Below are 20,010 nucleotides of genomic sequence, written 5' to 3' on the forward strand. Positions count from 1 at the left end.
CCGGTTGTCCGCCGTTCGCATTACAGCGCAGGAGAATCCCGCATGAGCAACACCCTATACGAACGCTACCAACAGGCTAAAATCGATCACCCCGGCAAATACGCCCGCGATCTGGCGGCGATCCTTGGCGTCAGCGAAGCGGAGCTGACGCACGCCCGCGTCGGCCACGACACTCGCCGCCTGCAGGCCGATGCGCGCACCCTGCTGACCGAGCTTGAGCAGGTCGGCGTCACCAAGTCCATCACCCGCAACAGCTATGCGGTGCATGAGCAGATGGGCCGCTACCGCAACCAGCACCTCAACGGCCACGCCGGGCTGATCCTCAACCCGCGCGAGCTGGATCTGCGCCTGTTCCTCAACCACTGGACCAGCGTTTTCGCCATGAGCGAAACCAACAAGCGCGGCGTGCGCCACAGCATCCAGTTCTTCGACCAACAGGGCGATGCGCTGCACAAGGTCTACACCACCGAAGAGACCGATCTGCCGGCCTGGATGGCGCTGGTGGAGCGCCACCTGAGCGAAGAAAACCCAGCGCTGGCGCTGCAACCCGCCGAGGTGAGCACCGCGGATGAAACGACGCAGGATCATGCCAAAATCGACGGTGAATGGCGCGCGATGACCGACGTTCACCAGTTCTTCCAGCTGCTGAGCCGCAACAAACTGACGCGCCAGCAGGCGTTCCGCGCCGTCGGCGACGATCTGGCCTATCAGGTGGACAACAGCGCGCTGTCGCAGCTGCTGGAAGCGGCGCAGCAGCAGCAAAACGAGATCATGATCTTCGTCGGCAACCGCGGCTGCGTGCAGATCTTCACTGGCCAGATCGAACGTTTGATGCCGCAGGAAGGCTGGATCAACGTGTTTAACCGCCGCTTCACGCTGCACCTGATCGAAGACGCCATCGCCGAAAGCTGGATCACCCGCAAACCGACCAAGGACGGCATCGTCACCAGCCTGGAGCTGTTCGCCGCCGATGGCACGCAGATTGCGCAGCTGTATGGCCAGCGTACCGAAGGGCAGCCGGAACAAACCCAGTGGCGCGAGCAGGTTGCCGCGCTCGCCGCCAAGGACATCGCCGCATGAAATCTTCCTTGATCCGCCGCCTGACGCTGATGATGACGCTGGCGCTGGCGCTGCCGCTCACCGCGGCGGCGGCGCAGCGCATCGTCTCGATCGGCGGCGACGTGACGGAAATCGCCTTCGCGCTCGGCGCCGGCGACGACGTGATCGCCCGTGACAGCACCAGTCTGCATCCGGAGGCGGTGAAAAAGCTGCCGGACGTCGGCTACATGCGCCAACTGAACGCCGAAGGCATTTTGGCGCTCAAACCGACGCTGGTGCTGACGACCGAGCTGGCGCAGCCGGCGCTGGTGCTCAAACAGCTGGCGGACAGCGGCGTCAAAGTGGTCAGCGTGCCGGGTGACACCACCCTGCAGGCGGTGCCGCAGAAAATCGCCGTGATCGCCGCCGCGCTGCAGCGTGATGAGCAAGGCAAACAGCTGAGCGAACGCTATCAACAACAGCTGGCGGCGGTCGACACCTCTCCGCTGCCGGTCAAAGTGCTGTTTGTGATGAGCCACGGCGGCATTACGCCGATGGCCGCCGGGCAACACACGGCCGCCGACGCGGTGATCGCCGCCGCCGGATTGAAAAACGCCATGCAGGGTTTTGACCGCTATCGTCCTCTGTCGCAGGAAGGCGTCATCGCCAGCGCGCCGGACCTGTTGCTGGTCACCACCGACGGCGTGCGCACCCTCGGCGGCGAACAGCAGCTGTGGACGCTGCCGGGCCTGGCGTTGACGCCGGCAGGCAAGCAGCGCCGCGTACTGATCGTCGATGACATGGCGCTGCTGGGCTTCGGTCTGGAAACGCCGGCGGCGCTGGCCAAACTGCGCCACGCGGCGGAGCAAAAGTAATGCGCTGTCGCACCTCGCCTCAGTTGGCCATCATCGGCCTGCTGGTGCTGCTGACGTTGCTGGCCCTGGTCGCCGCCAACCTGGGCGCGCTGACGCTGTCGTTTCGCACCCTGTGGCGCGAACCCTTCAGCGACGCCGCCTGGCACATCTGGCTGAACATTCGTCTGCCGCGCGTGCTGCTGGCGGTAGTGATCGGCTGCGCATTGGCGGTGTCCGGCGCGGTGATGCAGGGGCTGTTCCGCAACCCGCTGGCGGATCCGAGCCTGCTGGGCATCAGCAGCGGCGGCGCGCTGTTTGTCGCCCTGTTCATCGTGATGCCGCTGGCGTTGCCGGTGACGATCGCGCTGTACGGCCATATGCTGGCGGCGTTCCTCGGCAGCCTGCTGGTGTCGCTATTGATCTACGGCATCAGCCGCAGCGGGCACGGCAATCTGTCGCGGCTGTTGCTGGCGGGCATCGCCATCAACGCCCTGTGCATGGCGGCCATCGGCGTGCTCTCCTACGTCAGCAGCGATCAACAGCTGCGCCAGTTCTCGCTGTGGATGATGGGCAGCCTCAGCCAGTCACAGTGGCCGACGCTGGCCGTTTCCGCCTCGCTGATCCTGCCCGCCGCGCTGCTGACGTTGCTGCAGGCGCGCCGGCTGAACCTGTTGCAGCTGGGGGACGAAGAGGCCCACTACCTCGGGGTGAACGTCCAGCGCGCCAAGCTGCAGCTGCTGCTGCTGAGCGCCCTGCTGATTGGCGCGGCGGTAGCGATGAGCGGCGTGATCGGCTTCGTCGGTTTGGTGGTGCCGCATCTGGTGCGCATGCGCCTCGGCGGCGATCACCGCTGGCTGCTGCCCTGCTCCGCGCTGGGCGGCGCCTGCCTGCTGCTGGTCAGCGACACGCTGGCGCGCACGCTGGTGGCGCCGGCCGAAATGCCGGTGGGGTTGATGACCAGCCTGATCGGCGGTCCTTACTTCTTGTGGCTGGTGATGCGCCAGCGGGAGCGAACCGGTGGATAACGCCGCCTGCCTGACGGCCCGAGAGCTGCGTTACAGCCTCGGTGCGCGCCGCCTGATCAACGACGTTTCGCTCAGCCTCGCCGGCGGTGAAATGGTGGCGATTATTGGCCCTAACGGCGCCGGCAAATCGACGCTGCTACGCTTGCTAACCGGCTATTTGACGCCGGACTGCGGCGAATGTCGCCTGCTTGACCGCCCGCTGGAACACTGGGCGCCGCAGCAGTTGGCCAAAGTCCGAGCCGTGATGCGCCAGTACAGCGATCTGGCGTTTCCCTTCAGCGTGGAGGAAGTGGTCAGCATGGGGCGATCGCCGCACGGCAAACGCGACGAGCATCAGGCGATCCAACAGGTGATGGCGCAGACCGACTGCCTGGCGCTGGCGCAGCGCGACTATCGCCAACTGTCCGGCGGCGAACAACAGCGGGTGCAGCTGGCGCGGGTGTTGGCGCAGCTGTGGCAACCGCAACCGTCTCCCGCCTGGCTGTTTCTCGACGAGCCGACCTCGGCGCTGGATCTGTACCACCAGCAGCACACCCTGCGCCTGCTGCGCTCGCTGACGCGCCAACAGCCGCTGGGCGTCTGCTGCGTGCTGCACGATCTCAATCTGGCGGCGCTGTACGCCGATAGGATCCTGCTGTTGCATCAGGGGCGCCTGGTGGCGAGCGGTACGCCGCAGGAAGTGTTGCAGACGGAGATCCTCACCCGCTGGTATCAGGCCGATCTCGGCGTGGTGCATCATCCCGAAGTGTCGCTGCCGCAGGTCTACCTGCGTCAATAACGTCAAGGGCGCCATAAAGCGCCCTTTTTCATCTCAGCTGGAGCAGGAAATCTCCAGATGTTTACCCCAGTCCGGCGGCAACGCGGCGAGATCGTCATACTCCGGCGCATCGTCGAACGGCCGCAGCAGGGCCTGATGCAACCGTTGCAAACGGCCCACGTCGTCTTTCTCCGCGTCCTCAATCGCCTGCTGCGCCAGATAGTTGCGCAGGATCAGCCGCGGGTTCACCGCCTTCATCGCCCGCTGCCGCTCCGCATCGCTGATCTGCTCCTGTTGCAAACGCTGACGATACTGCTGATACCAGGTGTCGAACGCCGCGCGGTCGATAAACTCGTCGCGCAGTGGCGACTGCGCCTGTTGCTGTTCAGTGTCGCTCAACAGGCGGAACGTGCGGGTATAGTCCCGCCCTTCCTGCGCCATCAGGCTCAACAGTCCGGTGAGCACGTCGTTGTCCTGCGCCGTCGGCGTGAAGAAGCCGAGTTTGGCGCGCATCTGTTCGCCGTAGGCGCGCATCAGCGCCGGTTCATACGCCGCCAGCGCCTGCTGTAGGTGTTCGGTGGTCATCAACCCAGACAGGGTTTGTGCCAGGCGATGCAGGTTCCACAGCGCCACCGCCGGCTGATTGTCGAAGGCGTAACGCCCCTGGTGATCGGAGTGGTTGCAGATATAACCGGGCTGGTAGTCGTCCAGGAAGCCATAAGGGCCGTAGTCGATGGTGATGCCGAGAATCGACATGTTGTCGGTGTTCATCACGCCGTGAGCGAAACCGACGGTTTGCCAATGGGCGATCAGGCGCGCCGTGCGTTCGACCACGTCGGTAAACCACAGCAGGTAACGCTCAGCCTGATCCTGCAGCTCCGGCCAGTGACGGGCAATGACGAAATCCGCCAGCTGCCGCACCTGCTCCGGCTGTTTACGGTAGTAAAAGTGTTCGAAGTGGCCGAAGCGCACGTGGCTTTCCGCTACCCGCATCAGCATGGCGCCGCGTTCCGGCCGCTCGCGGAACACCGGCTCCCCGCTGGTAACGATGGTCAACGCCCGGGTGGTCGGGATCCCCAAATGATGCAGCGCCTCGGAGGCCAGAAACTCGCGGACAACCGAACGCAGCACCGCGCGGCCGTCTCCCATACGTGAATATGGCGTCAGCCCGGCGCCCTTCAGATGCCAGTCGCGGTGGCTGCCGTCCGCCAGGAGCTGTTCGCCCAGTAAAATGCCGCGGCCATCCCCCAGTTGCCCGGCCCACACGCCAAACTGATGGCCACTGTACACCTGCGCCAGCGGCTGCATGCCGGGCAACAGCGATTCTCCCGCCCAAATGGGAGTTTTATCCTGGGTAAACCAGTTTTCATCCAGCCCCAGCTCGCGCGCCAGCGGCTCGCTGTGGTACAGCAGGCGTGCATCCTTGAGCGGTGTCGGGTTCAGGGCGGTGTAGAAACCGGGTAACTGTTGGTAGTAAGCGTTATCGAACTGCGGCATAGGCCCTCCGTTTCAGCGTAGTGTAGAGCCTGAGCGGGCGGATTAACACCGAAGGAATGCAGGGAGAACGCATCCGCCTGTCGCCAGGACGGATGCGGGGAGTTTGGCGTTTCCACCTGGCGGAGGAAACGCGGTTTAACGCAGGCTGACAAAACGGTGTCATCAGCCAAAAAACGATGGCGAATAACGGCGATGGAATCACGGCAAACATCACCCCGCACATTATTTACCTCATTGTGTGTAGTTTTTTATATCACTTCTTAATTATTGAACTCGCTGGGCTTCGCCAGCAAAGTTTGCAGATTATCCACACCAACGCTGGGCCATAAAAAACCTTGCAGGCCTAAAACACCGGCGTATCTGAGTTTATTAAAGTACTCTTTTTTCTCTATTCCTCCGACGATCACGCCTTTACACAACAGGTTGATATTCTTTAACAACGAGTCGATCACCACGTCATACCCCTGATGGGTAAACAGCTGCCAGTAAAAACGCTTGTCTATCTTTACATAGTCAAACAAACCATCATACAGCGCGGTCAAGGTGGCTTTACCGGAACCGAAATCATCGAGCCACAGCGTAAACATTTCGCTTAAACGCTGCACGCTCGGGTTGTTCTTCCCGGCCGAAAGATTCGGAAAACTCTCACTCATTTCGAATGCAATAAAAGGATATTGCCTGATCCATTGGCACAATGCCGGATCGGAAAGAATAAGCTCGACGATGGTTTCTTCGATATTGATGGTCAACTGCACGCTGTTACCGGTAAACCAGTCCGCATGCCGCTCCGCAAGTTTCAATTGCTCATTAAATAACTCAATCCTTTGTTCAGGCGCCAATAAATTAATCCCAATTTCGGCCGGCATGGCTAAATCACCGTCGAGACTGTTGAAACGGCTCAACATTTCCACCGCCAACAGCCTGCCCTCCATTGAGTAAACGGGTTGAAAAACATAGCTACTAATAAAGTCAGCTTCGAGTTGGATGTTCATTTTAATGCCACAGGATGAATGGCTAGCGTATCATCGTATATCAATATATTTTATCGATCAATCCTTCTGGGATTAATCGGAAATATCAATGCAAATACCCATGAAATATCATTTAATTGATAGATTAAAGCTATACGACAATCGCGAAAGGCGCAAAAGAAAAGCAGCCGAACTTATGCCACCTTTCTTGCCCAACGCGTGATCTGAAAAGGTATTTGGCTTAAGTGGAATGGATGAAGGGCTAAATTTGACTTATCTCCGTTGTTTTATTTAAGAAAAATCTTAAATAAAGTAAAATAATCTTTCTGCCGTAACGCCGATTTTTCCTGCCGTTAACGATGACTGATTAAATTTAATAACACATCAATTCCGCCCGTTATTCTCAGCATTGAAAACGTAAAAAAATGCCCACCTTGATTTTCAGAAAATCTGCGCTACGCCCCTGCGAAACGTCGATTTCAGCGATAAAAAAAGGGATGAGCACGCTCATCCCCTTCACCCTCCCACGCCGGCTAGCGGATCGTTTCGCTCAGCCATTGCCGCAGTTCGGTCAATTCGGCCGTCTGTTGCGGATAATCCGCCATCAGTCTATCGCAGCAGGCGGCAACGGGCTCGCTGCGATACGCACAGCCCACCAGCGCTTCCGCCAACCGCTGCAGCGGAGCGGGATTCAGGCTGTCGGTGAACACCTGCGTACGAACAATCGTTCCCTTCTCCACGTCGAAGAACAGATCCACGCCGCCCCAGACGAAGCGCTCGTTAAGCAGATGGCTGAACGCCGGCGCCTTGCCGAAGTTCCATTCCCAACTGCTCTGTTTGGCGAACTGCGCGGCAAAATCGGGCAAATCGGGGAATACGTCCGGCGAAATGATCTCGGGCTCGGCCGTCTCGCCATAGTGGGCAAAAAAGGCCTGCACGATGGCTTCACACACCTGTTCATGGCTGATACCCGGTAAAAACTCCACCAAATTGGCGACGCGCGAACGCACCGAGGTGATGCCCTTGGCCTGTAGCTTTTTAGGATCCGGATTGAGGTAGTCCGCCAGCCGCTCCAGATCGGCGTTCAGCAGCAGCGTGCCGTGGTGAAAACCGCGATCCTGCGTTTCTCTATAGGCCGAGCCGGATATTTTGCGCAGACCGTCGGCGGTTTCCATCACCAGATCGTTGCGCCCCGACGCGCCGGCCGTGACGCCCAGCTGCCGCAGCGCTTGCAGAATGATGTCGGTCGAGACGCTTTTGTCGTAACCCGGTTTGCCGGCCATAAAGGTGAAACAGGTGTTGCCCAGGTCGTGAAATACCGCCCCACCGCCGCTGCTGCGCCGCGCCAGCCGAATGCCGTCCTGCTCCATGCGTCGGGTGTTGCACTCTTTCCAGGGGTTCTGCGACTGGCCGATCACGACCGTTTCGGCATTGCGCCACAGGAAGAGGATTTTTTGCGTGGTCATCTCGCGGAAGATGCATTCTTCCACCGCCAGGTTGAACCAAGGGTCGTAGGAGTCGGAGATCAGTAAACGCAGGCTGTTCATGGCAGGCACCGTTCAAAATACGTGATGCCGCCATGATACACCAAATCAACGGGTTAAGGCTAAATGCGTCGCGCCTGCCAGTACACCCGCTTCCAGTAGACGTTATCGAGCGAGGAGCGAATCACGCCGCGACTGGTCGAGGCGTGGATAAATTGGTCGTTGGTATCGTATATGCCGACGTGCAGGCCGTTCTCACCGCCGCCGGTTTTGAAAAACACCAGGTCGCCCGGCATCAGCTCATCACGCGAAACCTTGGTACCCAGCGAGGTTTGTTCTTCGGTCGAACGCGGCAGCTGCATGTCGAAACGATCGCGGAACGTGCGGTAAACAAAGCCGGAACAATCCACGCCGCCGCGATCCAAGCCGCCGTAACGGTACGGCGTGCCGTACCACTGACGCAGTTGCTCGTTGAGCTGGGCCACCACCACGATAGAGTCCGCCAGGCGGCCGCTCGGCGGCGGCGCATGGCTGCTGCAGCCGGCGAGGATCAAACTGGCTAATAAAAACCACACACGCATCCGCATAATATTCCTTCATTGAACACGCTGCCGCATTATGCCAATCGGCACACCACCACCGCCTGCGAGGCAAAGCCGGCACCACGTAAGGAGAGCGCTATTTGGCGTTAATTTATCTCCCGCACGGGGAAAAAGGCAAGCGCCATGAGGGAGATAATAGCAGGATCGCCGGTTTTGACCCTATTCCGGCGATTTTGTCTCGGATTTGCTGTTAATCAGCCCGACACCGAACAGAATAAACAGCGTGCCCAACGTTTTCAGCAGCGTAGCGGATTCGTTAAACCACGGCAGGATCACCGCCGCCAGATAGACCAGCGCGTAGCTGACGCTCAGCAGAGGATAAGCGCGGTTTAACGGCAGGTAGCGCAGCGCAAAGAACCAACACAGCATCGACAGCGCATAACCGAAGATGCCGCCGCCCACCGCCAACAGCGGCAGCCAGTAGTCGCCGATCAACGCCAACGAGACGTCGGCGAACGACATCAGCGGGATTTGCACCATGCCCCACTTCATCAGCAACTGCGCCAGCGTCACCAGCAACACGCTGGCGGCGCCCCAGGCATAGCCCCTCACGAATGCACGCTCATCAGCAGGATCCCCAACATAATCGACGCCACGCCGCACCAGTGGCGCGCGGTTGTCGGCTCATGAAACAGCCAGCGCGCCGCCAGCGTCACCATCACGAAGTTCAGGCTGAGCATCGGGTAAGCCAGGCTGAGCGGCAGGCGTTGCAGCACATTGAGCCACACCGCCATGCCCAACCCCAGCAGCAGCACCGCCAGCGCCAGCCAGCGCAGCGTCTGCTTCAGCCGCGCCTCGCCCGCCCGTTCCCAACAGTGCGCCGCCTGTTTCTGGCACAGCTGCCCACCGCAGGTGAGCAGGCTGACCACTATCACCAACAGAAAACCCATCATGGTTGCTGTTTATACCACATCAGCACCAGGCGATTCATGCGATCCACCTTGTCTGCGGCAGGCAGCTCCTGCGGCAGCGCTTCGCCACGGGACAGCTGCAACACCAGCGACACGTTCCCCTGCTTACGCGCCTGCGCCAGCCACTGCGGGAAGTCGGCGTCGCTGATCAGGTGGCCCTTGGCGTCCGGATACTCCAGACCATAAGCTACCTCGCCTTTCTGGCTGTACATCAGCACGTCGCTACGCTTCAGTTCCCAGGCCAAACCGGCCGCTACCCCGACGCTGTCGGTCAGCACGTAACGGCTGTCGCCCAGCTCGGCCATCGTGGCGCGCGCGAAGTTCTGCGGCAGCTTGGAATCGGTCACCTGTTGCGGGATGGCGTAGCCGATCACCAGGCACAGCAATACCGGGCAGGCCGCCGCCCAGCGCCATTGACGGCCGTTATCGCGTGCGGAGACCAGCGCGAACAGCAGCCAACCGCCGAAGGCGATCAGGCCGAGCACCACCTTCGGCCACTCTTGCGCGGTAAACAGATGGGCTTTCGGCAGCAGGCCGGAGCTCAACACCACCAGCGCCACGATGCCGACCAGCCCGAACAGGCCGTTCAGCCAGGCATTGGCCTTGAACAACCGGGCGCGCAGGGTGGCGGCGTAGTCTTCCGCATAGGCGGTCATCAGCAGCGCCAGCGGTGCCATGCACGGCAGAATGTAGGTCGGCAGCTTGCCTTTGGCGATGCTGAAGAAGATCAGTGGCATCATCGCCCAGCTCAGCAGGAAGAACAGCTCCGGGCGCTGTACGCGTTCGCGCCAGCCCTTGAGCAGCGCACCGGGCAGCAGCGCCAGCCACGGCAGCACCGCCGCCAGCAGGATCGGCAGGTAATACCAGAACGGCGCCTTGTGCTGGGCGTTATCTTCGGCGAAACGCTGAATATGTTCGACCCAGAAGAAGTAATTCCAGAAATCGGGTTCACGTTGCGCGATCGCCAGCGCCCACGGCAGGCTGAGCAACGTGGCGGTCACGATCGCCACCGGGCCGTAGCACAGCAGATCCTTGATGCGACGTTGCTGGATGACGATCGGGATCACCGCGATCACCGGCACCGCCAGCGCCAGGAAGCCCTTGGTCATAAAGCCCATGCCGCAGGCCAGGCCCAGCAGCGCGTAGGCGCCCAGCTTGCCTTTGACCGAGGTGGCTTTCAGCGCCAGGTAGTAGCTGACCATCGCCGCCGCCAGCCACAGCGAGATCATCGGATCCAGCACGCTGTAGGTGCCGATGCTGAACACCAGCACCATCGACAGGAATATCAGCGCCGCCAGGCTGGCGCGGCGCGCATTGCGCCACATCAGCATTGCCAGCGCAAACACCAGCAGTGCGGTCATGCCGGTGCTGAACACCGAGCCGAAACGCACCGCAAAGTTGTTTTCGCCGAACAGCCACTGGCTGATGTTATTGAACCAGTAACCCGCCACCGGCTTTTCGAAGTAGCGCAGCCCCAGCAGGTGCGGCACAACCCAATCGCCGCGCTGCAGCATTTCGCGGCTGATCTCGGCATAACGCGTCTCATCCGGCTGCCACAGCAGGCGGCCGTTAAGCGGGATCAGGTAAACCAGAGCAAAAAAAACGGCCAGCAGAATGGCCCAGGATCCTTTTAGCGCCTTCATGTAACGTCCTTCACATCGGTTTGACAACCCAGCCAACCTTCGCGGCCGGGGAAAGGAGCGCGCTTGATGCGGCCCAACGGCAGTGACGCCAAATCTTGTGGTAACAGCGCGCTAAGCGGACAGAATTCGATGCCCTGCTGCCGCGCGCGTTGCAATAACTGTTCGAACATCGCCGCTTGCGACATGCCTTCCACTTCGGTGTGAATGGTGTACACCGGCACGCCGCGATCGTTCTCGATGGCGCGCAGAATGTAGTCGTTGAAGTCGGCCATGCTGACTTCGCTGCCGATCACTTCGTCGAAGGTCGGCAACGTCACCGGGATCTGCACCGTGCCGTGGCGCCCGTCGCTCAGCACCGGACGGAACGGATGGGTGCCGCGGCAATCGCTGTTGTAATGAAAGCCGAAGCGTTGCTTGACCTCCAGTACGCGCGTATCGGCACGCCAGCCCGCCACGGCGGAGCATTTCACCGGCTGGCCGGTGCTGGCGCTCAGGGCGTCGACGCCCCGCTGCACCTGCTCGGTCAGCTGCGCCTCGCTCCACTTGCCGACCTTGGCCTGCCACCCCTGGTGATCCCAGGCGTGCAGCCCGACTTCATGGCCGGCTTCGGCGGTGCGCTTCATCAGCGGCCCCAACGCGCGTGAAATGTTGCGCCCCGGCCAGGCGGTGCCGGCCAGCAGAATGTCCAGGCCGTACAGAGAGGCGGCGTTCGAACGCAGCATTTTCCACAGAAATTTCGGACGCAAAAGGCGCCAAAGATGGCGCCCCATGTTGTCCGGTCCCACGCTGAAGAAGAAGCTGGCCTGAATGTCATACTTGTCGAACAGGTCCAGCAACTGCGGCACCCCTTCACGGGTGCCGCTGAAGGTATCTACATCAACCCGCAGACCGACTTTCTTCATGCACCGTTCCCTTCCTGAACGGTAGTGCGCAAGAAGTAGTCCAGCGTATCGGCGACGGTTTGCTTCATCTCGATGGTCGGCTGCCAGCCCAGCAGGCGGTGAGCGTTCTTGATGCTCGGCGTGCGGTGCTCGACGTCCTGGTAACCTTTACCGTAGTAGCTGCTGCTCTCAACGTCCTTGAAGCCGGCAAACGGCGGGAAGCGGTCGCGCAGCGGGTGGTTGTTGAAGCTTTCCAGCAGCATTTCTGCCAGCTCGCGGATGCTCGCTTCGTTGGTCGGGTTGCCGATGTTGACGATCTGGCCGTCGCACAGGCCGTCGCGGTTCTCGATGATGCGGAACAGCGCTTCGATGCCGTCGTTGATGTCGGTGAAGCAACGTTTCTGCGCGCCGCCGTCCATCAGTTTGATTGGCGAACCTTCCACCAGGTTGAGGATCAGCTGGGTGATGGCACGGGAAGAACCAATACGCGCGGCGTCCAGGTTATCCAGACGCGGCCCCATCCAGTTGAACGGACGGAACAGCGTGAACTTCAGGCCTTCTTTAGCGCCGTAAGCCCAGATCACCCGATCCAGCAGCTGTTTGGAGACCGAGTAGATCCAGCGCTGTTTGTTGATTGGCCCGACGATCAGGCGCGAATGGTCTTCGTCGAACTCTTTGTCGTCGCACATGCCGTACACTTCTGAGGTGGACGGGAAGATGATGCGCTTGTTGTATTTCACGCAGTCGCGAACGATCTTCAGGTTCTCTTCGAAGTCCAGCTCGAACACGCGCAGCGGGTTACGGGTGTATTCGATCGGCGTCGCGATCGCCACCAGCGGCAGCACCACGTCGCATTTCTTGATGTGATACTCGATCCACTCGGAGTGGATGCTGATGTCGCCTTCCACGAAGTGGAAACGCGGGTTGTCAAGGAAGCGGCTGATGGCGTCAGAACCGATATCCAGGCCGTAGATGTCGTAGCGATCGTCACGCAGCAGGCGTTCGGTCAGGTGGTTACCGATGAAGCCGTTGACCCCGAGGATCAGCACGCGAGTGCGGCGTTTCATTACGGCATTCGGCTTGGCGGCCAGACGCACGTCGGTGACGATGCCCATTTCCTGCGCCAGGCGGCTGCCCTGCACATACAGGCCGCTGTCGTTCTGACCGGCAACGATCTCCAGCGCGCCTTCGCCACAGGCGATAACCAGCGGAGAAGTGCTCAGCACGGTACCCGGCTGCTTGTCGTGTTGGGTATCCAGCACGCGAGAGCGCCAGACGATCAGCTTGCGCTGGCCGAGGTAGCTGAAAGCACCCGGGTACGGTTCAGTGACGGCGCGTACCAGGTTGTTGATCTCTTTGGCGGACTTGTGCCACAGGATCTCGCCGTCCGCCGCGGTGCGACGGCCGAAGTAGCTGGCCTGAGACTCATCCTGCTTGGTGAAGGTGGCGGTGCCGTTCTTCAGCTTCGGCAGCTGCTCTTTCAATACGGCCTGCGCGGCTTCCAGCACTTTTTTGTGCAGCGTCAGCGCGGTGTCGCTGTCGGCGATGGTCACTTTCTGCTGACCGACGATGTCGCCGGCGTCCGGGCGTTTCACCATCTTGTGCAGCGTGGCGCCGGTTTCGGTTTCGCCGTTCACCAGCGCCCAGTTCACCGGGGCGCGGCCACGGTAATGCGGCAGCAGCGAACCGTGCAGGTTGAAACCGCCCTGCGGTGCCAGCGAGAGGATCTCATCGCTCAGCATGTGGCGGTAGTAGAACGAAAAGATCACGTCCGGCTGCAGGTCGCGAATGCGGTCAACCCACAGCGGGTGGTTCACGTCTTCCGGCGCGTAGACCGGCAGATCCAATTCGGCGCCCAAACGGGCCACGGAGGAGAAGAAGTTGTTCTCACCAGGGTCGTCGGTGTGCGTAAATACGGCCTGCACGTCATAACCCGCCTCAGTCAGCGCTTTCAGACCTGCGCAGCCAATATCATGGTAAGCAAATACAATAGCTTTCATCATTCTTCTTCCTGAGTATTGTGGTCCTGCTGTACGCCGACCACTTTCTGAACAAAATAGCGAGGACGTGCGCGCACGTCGGTATAGATGCGGCCGATGTATTCACCCAGTAGCCCCATGCCAACAAACTGGGCGCCGATAAAGGTGAACAGCACGGCGAAGAGGGTGAACACGCCGCCGGCGGCCCATTCAGGGCCGAGCAGCAGACGCAGCGCAATCAGCACCAGTGCCAATACAAACCCGGACAGCGCCACGATGCTGCCGACCACGCTGAGCAAACGCAGCGGCGTAGTGGTCAGACAGGTGATCAGGTCGTACATCAGGTTGATCAGCTTCATCAGGCTGTACTTGGAATCGCCAAACTCGCGCTCGGCGTGACGCACGTCGATCTCGGTCGTCCGACGGGCGAAGGTGTTCGCCAGAATCGGGATAAAGGTGCTGCGCTCGTGGCAGTGCAACATCGCCTCAACGATATGACGACGGTAGGCGCGCAGCATGCAGCCGTAGTCCCCCATCGACTTGCCGGTGGCGCGTTGAATCATCATGTTGATCACGCGCGAAGCGCTTTTGCGGAACCAGGAGTCTTGACGGTTGGCGCGCACGGTGCCCACCACGTCATAGCCCTCTTCCGCCACGCTGACCAGACGAGGGATCTCCTCCGGCGGATTCTGCAGATCGGCGTCCAGCGTAATCACCAGATCGCCGGTCACCTGATTGAAACCGGCCATGATCGCCGAGTGCTGGCCATAGTTGCGGTTCAGCAAAACGGCGATGACGTGGCTGTCCGGCTTTTCCGCCGCTGCGGTCAGCATGTCAGCGGAATTGTCGCTGCTGCCATCGTCGACGAGGATGATTTCATAAGGTTGAGATAACTGCTTGCAAGCGGCGGTCGTACGCTCCAGCAACGCCGGCAGACTTTCCTGCTCGTTGTATACCGGGATGACTATCGACACTTTTTTAATCGGTTCAACGCGAGACACGTAAAGACTCCACAACAGAAGACAAGGCATTGACCACGCGATCCACGTCTGCGTCGGTCATATCAGGGAATAGCGGTAAGGTGCACAGCCGCGCCGAGTTCCATTCGGTATTCGGCAAGGAAAGCTGCGGATAACGCTCACGGTAGAACTTCTGGGTATGCGCGGCGCGGAAATGCAGCCCGGTGCCGACGCCGACCTCTTTCAGGCGCTCCATCAGCTGGTCGCGATCGATGCCGCAGCGCGCTGGATCGACGCGCACCATAAACAGGTGCCAGGCATGGTCATGCGGGTAATCCGGCACGCCCAACGGCTGGAACGGCGAGCCTTCCAGCGCGCTCAGGTAACGCTGTGCCAGCGCCTTACGGCGCGCGTTCAGCTCAGCGAAGCGCGACAGCTGCACCACGGCGATCGCCGCGTGAATGTCGGACAGGTTGTATTTGTAACCCGGCTCCACCACTTCGGCCTGCGGTTTGCGGCCAAGCTGCTGACGATCGAAGGCATCGACGGCCAGACCGTGGAACTTCAGGCAACGCAGGCGATCCGCCAGCGCATCGTCGTCGGTGGCGATCAGGCCGCCTTCGGCGCAGGTCACGTTTTTAATCGCGTGGAACGAGAAAATCGCCGTGCCGCGCGCGCCGACCCACTCGCCGTTGTAGCGCGTGCCGACCGCATGGGCGGCGTCTTCGATCAAAGGCAGGCCGTGGCGTTCGGCCACGGCGCGCAGCGCGTCCATCTGCAGAGGAGCGCCGGCGTAGTGCACCGGAACAATCGCTTTGGTTTTCGGGGTGATGGCAGCCTCGACATCGGCGGCGCTGACCATCAACGTATCACGGTCAACGTCGATCATCACCGGCGTGGCGCCCAGCAGCTCGATCATGTTGAGGGTGGAAACCCAGGTTTGCGAAGGGGTGATGACTTCGTCGCCGGGGCCGATGCCCAGCGCCATCAGCGTGATGTGCATGCCCGCCGTGGCGGAACTGACGGCGATCGCATGTTTACAGCCGAAGGTGGAACAGAAGTCGCTTTCCAGCTGCTGGTTTTGCGGCCCGGTGGTGATCCAACCGGAACGCAACACTTTCTCTACCGCGGCGATTTCTTCATCGCCGATGGCCGGACGAGAGAAAGGCAAAAATTGATCCATAGTTAACCCCAAACGTATCGAACTGCTTTTGATGACACTGTAAATCCCTTTCGTTTAACGGATATTAAACGCCAGAGAAGAATCGTTTCCGTGGATTAACTGCCAATGTAAGGCCGCAAGCTTAACTAAACCTTAAGACGAGACTTGTCATCAGTGGGTCAACTGATTGGTGGGTGTCGCCATCATCTATTTAAAATTATTATAAAAATCAATTTATTATATTTATTAATAATTATTTACGTATTTTATTTTTGCCGAATCAAGCGTAGCACGTCATCGACGTTTTTCAAGAAAATCGATAAGAAAGTGAGAGGCAGCCCAATATTAACCGATGATTACCCGGCTATTTATATTCACTACGTTTAGTTTTCGTTTACGTTGCGCGCCGCCGCCGCCGCGATTTAAGCCGTACGGGTCATGATCCAACGCTGGTCCCCCACCCATTGCAGGTGGAAATCCACTTCATAGATCTGCGACAACAGCCCGGGTGCCATCACCTCACGCGTGGCTCCCTGTGCCACCAGCCGCCCGGCGTGCAACAACCAAACCCAATCGGCCTGCTGTAGGGTATGATTCAAATCGTGCGCGCACACCAGCGCGCTGCGCCCGCTTTGGCAGAACTCACGCAGCAGGCGATCCAACGCGACTTTCTGCGCCACGTCCAGACTGTTGGTCGGCTCATCCAGCAACAACAGCCGGCTGTGCGGATTGACGCTGGGCCACACCTGCAACAATACCGCCGCCAGCCGCACCCGCTGCCATTCGCCACCGGAGAGCTGCGTCAGCATGCGTGACAGCTTATCCACCAGCTTCAGCCGCTGGCACAAATAGAGAATGGCGTGTTCCACATCGGTTTGCGCCGCTGCCGCAGGCCGATGCAACGCCAAATACTGGAACACCGGCATCAGCGACACCGGCGGCTGTTGCTGGCTGAGATAGCCGCGCCGGCATGCCAGCGCGTTCCCCGGATAATCGGCCAGCGCACGCCCGTCCAGACGGACCTCGCCCAGCCCCGGCAGCATGCCCGCCACCCGCGCCAGCAGGGTGCTCTTCCCGGCGCCGTTTGGGCCGATCAGATGGACCTGCAACCCGCCGTCAATCTGTGCCGAAAAAGGCGCCAGGCGCCCCGCCACCCCAACCTCAACGAGTTGCAGCATCCGTCTTATCCTGCCAGCGCTTGTTTCACCGCCGCCACCAGCGCCGGATCTTCCGGCGTAGTATCAGGCGAGAAGCGCTGGATCACCGTGCCATCGCGCGCGATGAGGAATTTCTCGAAGTTCCACAGAATATCGCCGGCGTGCTTAGGCGCACGCCCTTTGCTGGTCATCCGCGCCAGGAACTCGCTGCCCTCCGGTGCGACGGCATCCGGCTGCGCGGCGATCAGCGCCTGGTATAGCGGATGACGATGTTCGCCGTTCACCTCAATCTTGGCGAACATCGGGAATTGCACGCCGAAGGTACCACGGCAAAACGCCAGGATCTCTTCGTTGCTGCCCGGCTCCTGGCCCAGGAATTCATTGGACGGGAATCCCAGAACGTCCAGCCCCCGATCGCGATAGGCTTCGTACAGCGCTTCCAGCCCTTCATATTGCTTGGTCAGGCCGCACTCCGAGGCCACGTTGACCACCAGCAGCACCTTGCCCTGGTACGCGCCCAGCGTGGTCGCCTGGTTTTCGATGGTCTGTAACGGCAGGTTGTAGATTGGCTTGCTCATCGGTTGTCATCCTTTGGTTTTTTAATGGCAGGTGAATGAAGAAAACTACCTTACGCCCTTTGTCCGGGTCAGTAACCAGATAAATAGCGGCGCCCCCAGCGTGGCAGTCACCACGCCGATCGGCAGCTCGGCCGCCAGCAGCGCAACGCGGGCAATCACATCGGCCACCAGCAACACGCCGGCACCCGCCAGCGCGCAGGCCGGCAGCAGATAGCGCTGGTCGGTCAGGCCGGTGAGCCGCAAAATATGCGGGATCACCAACCCGACAAAGCCAATCACTCCGGCGAGCGCCACGCTGACGCCGACCAGCCAGCCGATCGCCAGGACCAGCAGGTTACGCCACAGATGCAGCGACAGCCCAAGTTGCCGCGCCTGCACCTCGCCCAGCGCCATCAGGTTGAGCGCTTTGCCCTGGCCACACAACCACAGCAGCACCGGCAGCAGCGCCAGCACCAGCCACTTTTGGCGCCAGTCAACGCCGCCGAAGCCGCCCATCATCCAGTACATCAGCTGCCGCAGATCGAGGCTGGTGCTGAAATAGACCGCCCAGGTCATCAGCGCGCTGCACACGATGCCCAGCGCTACGCCAACCAGCAACAGCCGTGCATTGGTCAGGCGCCGGCGGCGAGCGAAGCCCAGCAGCAAGAAGGTCATCGTCAGCGCACCGGCTATCGCGGCGGCGCTCATCAGCGCCACGGGCAACAAACCGTGCCCCAACAGCACCGTCAGCACCAGCGCGACGCCGGCGCCGTTAGCCACCCCCAGCAGACCGGGCTCCGCCAGCGGGTTTTCAAACAGCGCCTGCATCACCGCGCCCGCCACCGCCAGGGCGGCGCCGACCAGCATCACCGCCAGCGCGCGCGGCAAGCGCAGTTGCCAGACGAACAGCTGCGCCCGATCGCTGAACCACTCTGACGGCCATATCCATTGGTCACCGGCGCAGAGGCTGAACAGCAACGCCACCGCCACGCCCAGCGCCAGCAGAGTGAGCTGGCGCTTATCGCGGTAGCGCTGATGTTGCAACAGTAAGGTGAAAGTACGGCTGGTTGGCATGGCGCGGCGGTTCCCTGCCGGCCGCTGTCGTGGCCGGATAATTGACGTCTGAGTCGAATATTAGGGGGTTAACGCCGCAAGGGGAAGCCTTGCGTAGGCGATGGCGCAGGAAAGCAGCGGCTGGTCCTGCCCGTCATCACCATGATGATGGCAAAACCAGCCGCCGATAAACTCAGGGATTAACGATGCGGGCCGGCGTTGCCCGGTGGATAAGGCTGACCGCGGCCGTCATCACGGCGGTCATGGTCACCCCGATCGTCATGACGGCGGTCGTGGTCGCGATTATCGCGATCGCCGTGGAACGGATTGCCGCTGCGTTCCGGCTGGCGATGCTCATAGCCACGCGGCGGCGAAGGTTGCCAGCGTCCGCCGTCCCAGTACATACCGCGCGCATTGCGCTCACCCAGACCACGGCCCTGGTGCGCATGCCACCATTGCGGTGGACGCCAGTCGTAGCCATCCCAGTAGTAGCCGCGGCGGTCCTGATCTCCCAGATGCAGGGAAACGCCCGGCACGTTGATATCGACGGACACATCGGCCTGCGCCGCCAGCGGCAGCAACAGCAACAGCAACAGCGGGAAACACACCAGCAACAGGATCTTTTTCATTTTACCTTCTCACTCTATTTTTCTTGCTGCAGTGGTTATATCAGCGTGCTTATTTAACGACTATCTCATCGATGCCTATTTTCAGATCGTTTTCGACGGCCTTACACAATCCCTACACTGTTTGCCGCCGCCTTTAATTATCATAACCACTGACAAGGTTTAACGAATAACTGACATCTCTCAAGCTGAGCAGCAATTATAATTAAATGGATTCCCACCGGAGGATAATAAAATGATTAAACGTATAGGTATGTTGCTGGCCGTTGTGGCCCTGGCCTCAAGCCTCAGCGCCTGCTGCTGGGGCCCGCATTGGGGCGGCGGCCACCGCGGCGACGGCCCTGGCCATTATTACGGCCGTTATTGATTCGATAAATAAGGTCATCAACCAAATAAAATAAGATATAAGAATATTCCGCAATTAACATAAAATAAATTTTCGCCGTGGCGTTTTAATGAATAATGTTAATTCTACTTAGCCCATTAGGAATAAACTGAATTTTTCCCAAAAAAGAAAAAGGCCGCGCAAGCGGCCTTTTTTGATGTCACGTCATTCACCCTTTCGGGCTGGCGTTTTCTACCCGGCTTTTCAGCTTCTGCCCCGGACGGAAGGTCACCACGCGGCGCGCCGTAATCGGAATGTCTTCGCCGGTCTTCGGGTTACGCCCCGGACGTTGGTTCTTGTCACGCAGATCAAAGTTGCCAAAACCCGACAGTTTTACCTGTTCGCCATTCTCAAGGGCCCGACGGACCTCTTCAAAGAACAGTTCCACCAGGTCTTTGGCGTCCCGTTTGCTAAGCCCAAGCTTCTCAAACAGGTGTTCTGACATTTCAGCTTTAGTAAGCGCCATAGG

At 60.1% G+C, this 20,010-nt stretch carries 21 protein-coding genes; 5 read left to right on the forward strand and 16 right to left on the reverse strand.

The window, feature by feature from the left end; all coding sequences use genetic code 11:
- The first annotated feature begins 42 nt into the window (after nt 1-42).
- Genes FHU12_RS10315 through FHU12_RS10330 form a run of 4 tightly spaced genes read left to right on the forward strand, consistent with a single transcriptional unit; the run spans nt 43 to nt 3,695 of the window.
- On the forward strand, nt 43-1,080 hold the full coding sequence (locus tag FHU12_RS10315; protein ID WP_141969131.1) for a hemin-degrading factor: 1,038 nt from the start codon (nt 43-45) through the stop codon (nt 1,078-1,080).
- Complete coding sequence (locus FHU12_RS10320; protein ID WP_141969133.1) at nt 1,077-1,913, forward strand: heme/hemin ABC transporter substrate-binding protein; 837 nt, start codon at nt 1,077-1,079, stop codon at nt 1,911-1,913. Before FHU12_RS10315 ends, FHU12_RS10320 begins: the two co-directional genes overlap by 4 nt.
- Nucleotides 1,913-2,917 carry a FecCD family ABC transporter permease gene (locus FHU12_RS10325; RefSeq protein WP_048233553.1) on the forward strand — a complete coding sequence of 335 codons (1,005 nt, stop codon included), beginning with the start codon at nt 1,913-1,915 and terminating at the stop codon, nt 2,915-2,917. The genes FHU12_RS10320 and FHU12_RS10325 overlap by 1 nt, the downstream gene beginning before the upstream one ends.
- Nucleotides 2,910-3,695 carry a heme ABC transporter ATP-binding protein gene (locus FHU12_RS10330; RefSeq protein WP_141969135.1) on the forward strand — a complete coding sequence of 262 codons (786 nt, stop codon included), beginning with the start codon at nt 2,910-2,912 and terminating at the stop codon, nt 3,693-3,695. Before FHU12_RS10325 ends, FHU12_RS10330 begins: the two co-directional genes overlap by 8 nt.
- A 33-nt stretch (nt 3,696-3,728) precedes the next feature.
- On the opposite strand, the gene FHU12_RS10335 is transcribed toward FHU12_RS10330, so the two are convergent.
- The 15 genes from FHU12_RS10335 to FHU12_RS10405 form a co-directional block, all read right to left on the reverse strand.
- Nucleotides 3,729-5,171, reverse strand: a complete 1,443-nt coding sequence (locus FHU12_RS10335; RefSeq protein WP_141969137.1) for a protein adenylyltransferase SelO — start codon at nt 5,169-5,171, stop codon at nt 3,729-3,731.
- Between the two features lie 260 nt (nt 5,172-5,431).
- A complete protein-coding gene (locus FHU12_RS10340; protein ID WP_141969139.1) occupies nt 5,432-6,163 on the reverse strand; it encodes an EAL domain-containing protein in 732 nt (243 codons plus the stop codon).
- A gap of 512 nt (nt 6,164-6,675) precedes the next feature.
- On the reverse strand, nt 6,676-7,689 hold the full coding sequence (gene lplA, locus FHU12_RS10345; protein ID WP_141969141.1) for a lipoate--protein ligase: 1,014 nt from the start codon (nt 7,687-7,689) through the stop codon (nt 6,676-6,678).
- 59 nt (nt 7,690-7,748) lie between these two features.
- Entirely contained in the window at nt 7,749-8,213 is a 465-nt protein-coding gene (locus tag FHU12_RS10350; protein WP_016927954.1) for an NlpC/P60 family protein, read from the reverse strand.
- Nucleotides 8,214-8,387: 174 nt separating this feature from the next.
- On the reverse strand, nt 8,388-8,780 hold the full coding sequence (gene arnF / locus FHU12_RS10355; RefSeq protein ID WP_025302629.1) for a 4-amino-4-deoxy-L-arabinose-phosphoundecaprenol flippase subunit ArnF: 393 nt from the start codon (nt 8,778-8,780) through the stop codon (nt 8,388-8,390).
- Nucleotides 8,777-9,121, reverse strand: a complete 345-nt coding sequence (gene arnE / locus FHU12_RS10360) for a 4-amino-4-deoxy-L-arabinose-phosphoundecaprenol flippase subunit ArnE (RefSeq protein WP_141969143.1) — start codon at nt 9,119-9,121, stop codon at nt 8,777-8,779. The genes arnF and arnE overlap by 4 nt, the downstream gene beginning before the upstream one ends.
- Nucleotides 9,118-10,782 (reverse strand): lipid IV(A) 4-amino-4-deoxy-L-arabinosyltransferase, encoded by a 1,665-nt coding sequence (gene arnT / locus FHU12_RS10365; RefSeq protein ID WP_141969145.1) that lies wholly within the window; start codon nt 10,780-10,782, stop codon nt 9,118-9,120. Before arnT ends, arnE begins: the two co-directional genes overlap by 4 nt.
- On the reverse strand, nt 10,779-11,684 hold the full coding sequence (arnD, locus tag FHU12_RS10370) for a 4-deoxy-4-formamido-L-arabinose-phosphoundecaprenol deformylase (RefSeq protein WP_043143382.1): 906 nt from the start codon (nt 11,682-11,684) through the stop codon (nt 10,779-10,781). The genes arnT and arnD overlap by 4 nt, the downstream gene beginning before the upstream one ends.
- Nucleotides 11,681-13,663 carry a bifunctional UDP-4-amino-4-deoxy-L-arabinose formyltransferase/UDP-glucuronic acid oxidase ArnA gene (gene arnA / locus FHU12_RS10375; protein ID WP_047730733.1) on the reverse strand — a complete coding sequence of 661 codons (1,983 nt, stop codon included), beginning with the start codon at nt 13,661-13,663 and terminating at the stop codon, nt 11,681-11,683. Before arnA ends, arnD begins: the two co-directional genes overlap by 4 nt.
- The gene (gene arnC / locus FHU12_RS10380; protein WP_033642884.1) at nt 13,663-14,643 is read right to left on the reverse strand and encodes an undecaprenyl-phosphate 4-deoxy-4-formamido-L-arabinose transferase; all 981 of its coding nucleotides are present in this window, start codon (nt 14,641-14,643) and stop codon (nt 13,663-13,665) included. Before arnC ends, arnA begins: the two co-directional genes overlap by 1 nt.
- Nucleotides 14,630-15,784 carry a UDP-4-amino-4-deoxy-L-arabinose aminotransferase gene (arnB, locus tag FHU12_RS10385; RefSeq protein ID WP_141969147.1) on the reverse strand — a complete coding sequence of 385 codons (1,155 nt, stop codon included), beginning with the start codon at nt 15,782-15,784 and terminating at the stop codon, nt 14,630-14,632. The genes arnC and arnB overlap by 14 nt, the downstream gene beginning before the upstream one ends.
- Nucleotides 15,785-16,185: 401 nt before the next feature.
- Nucleotides 16,186-16,941, reverse strand: coding sequence for a vitamin B12 ABC transporter ATP-binding protein BtuD (btuD, locus tag FHU12_RS10390; protein ID WP_141969149.1), 756 nt, complete (start codon nt 16,939-16,941; stop codon nt 16,186-16,188).
- A 5-nt stretch (nt 16,942-16,946) separates the two neighbouring features.
- Nucleotides 16,947-17,498: a glutathione peroxidase gene (locus tag FHU12_RS10395; RefSeq protein WP_141969151.1), complete on the reverse strand. Its 552-nt coding sequence runs from the start codon at nt 17,496-17,498 to the stop codon at nt 16,947-16,949.
- A 45-nt stretch (nt 17,499-17,543) separates the two neighbouring features.
- Entirely contained in the window at nt 17,544-18,551 is a 1,008-nt protein-coding gene (btuC, locus tag FHU12_RS10400; RefSeq protein WP_141969153.1) for a vitamin B12 ABC transporter permease BtuC, read from the reverse strand.
- A 179-nt stretch (nt 18,552-18,730) separates the two neighbouring features.
- Nucleotides 18,731-19,159 carry a DUF2502 domain-containing protein gene (locus tag FHU12_RS10405; RefSeq protein WP_141969155.1) on the reverse strand — a complete coding sequence of 143 codons (429 nt, stop codon included), beginning with the start codon at nt 19,157-19,159 and terminating at the stop codon, nt 18,731-18,733.
- A gap of 232 nt (nt 19,160-19,391) precedes the next feature.
- On the opposite strand from FHU12_RS10405, the gene FHU12_RS27390 reads away from it, so the two are divergent.
- Complete coding sequence (locus tag FHU12_RS27390) at nt 19,392-19,523, forward strand: hypothetical protein (protein WP_047727673.1); 132 nt, start codon at nt 19,392-19,394, stop codon at nt 19,521-19,523.
- A gap of 187 nt (nt 19,524-19,710) precedes the next feature.
- Here the strand turns inward: FHU12_RS27390 and ihfA are convergent, their stop codons facing one another.
- Complete coding sequence (gene ihfA, locus FHU12_RS10410) at nt 19,711-20,007, reverse strand: integration host factor subunit alpha (protein ID WP_004931414.1); 297 nt, start codon at nt 20,005-20,007, stop codon at nt 19,711-19,713.
- Nucleotides 20,008-20,010 lie beyond the last annotated feature (3 nt).

The sequence above is a fragment of the Serratia marcescens genome (assembly GCF_006715005.1).
Taxonomy (GTDB): Bacteria; Pseudomonadota; Gammaproteobacteria; order Enterobacterales; family Enterobacteriaceae; genus Serratia; species Serratia montpellierensis.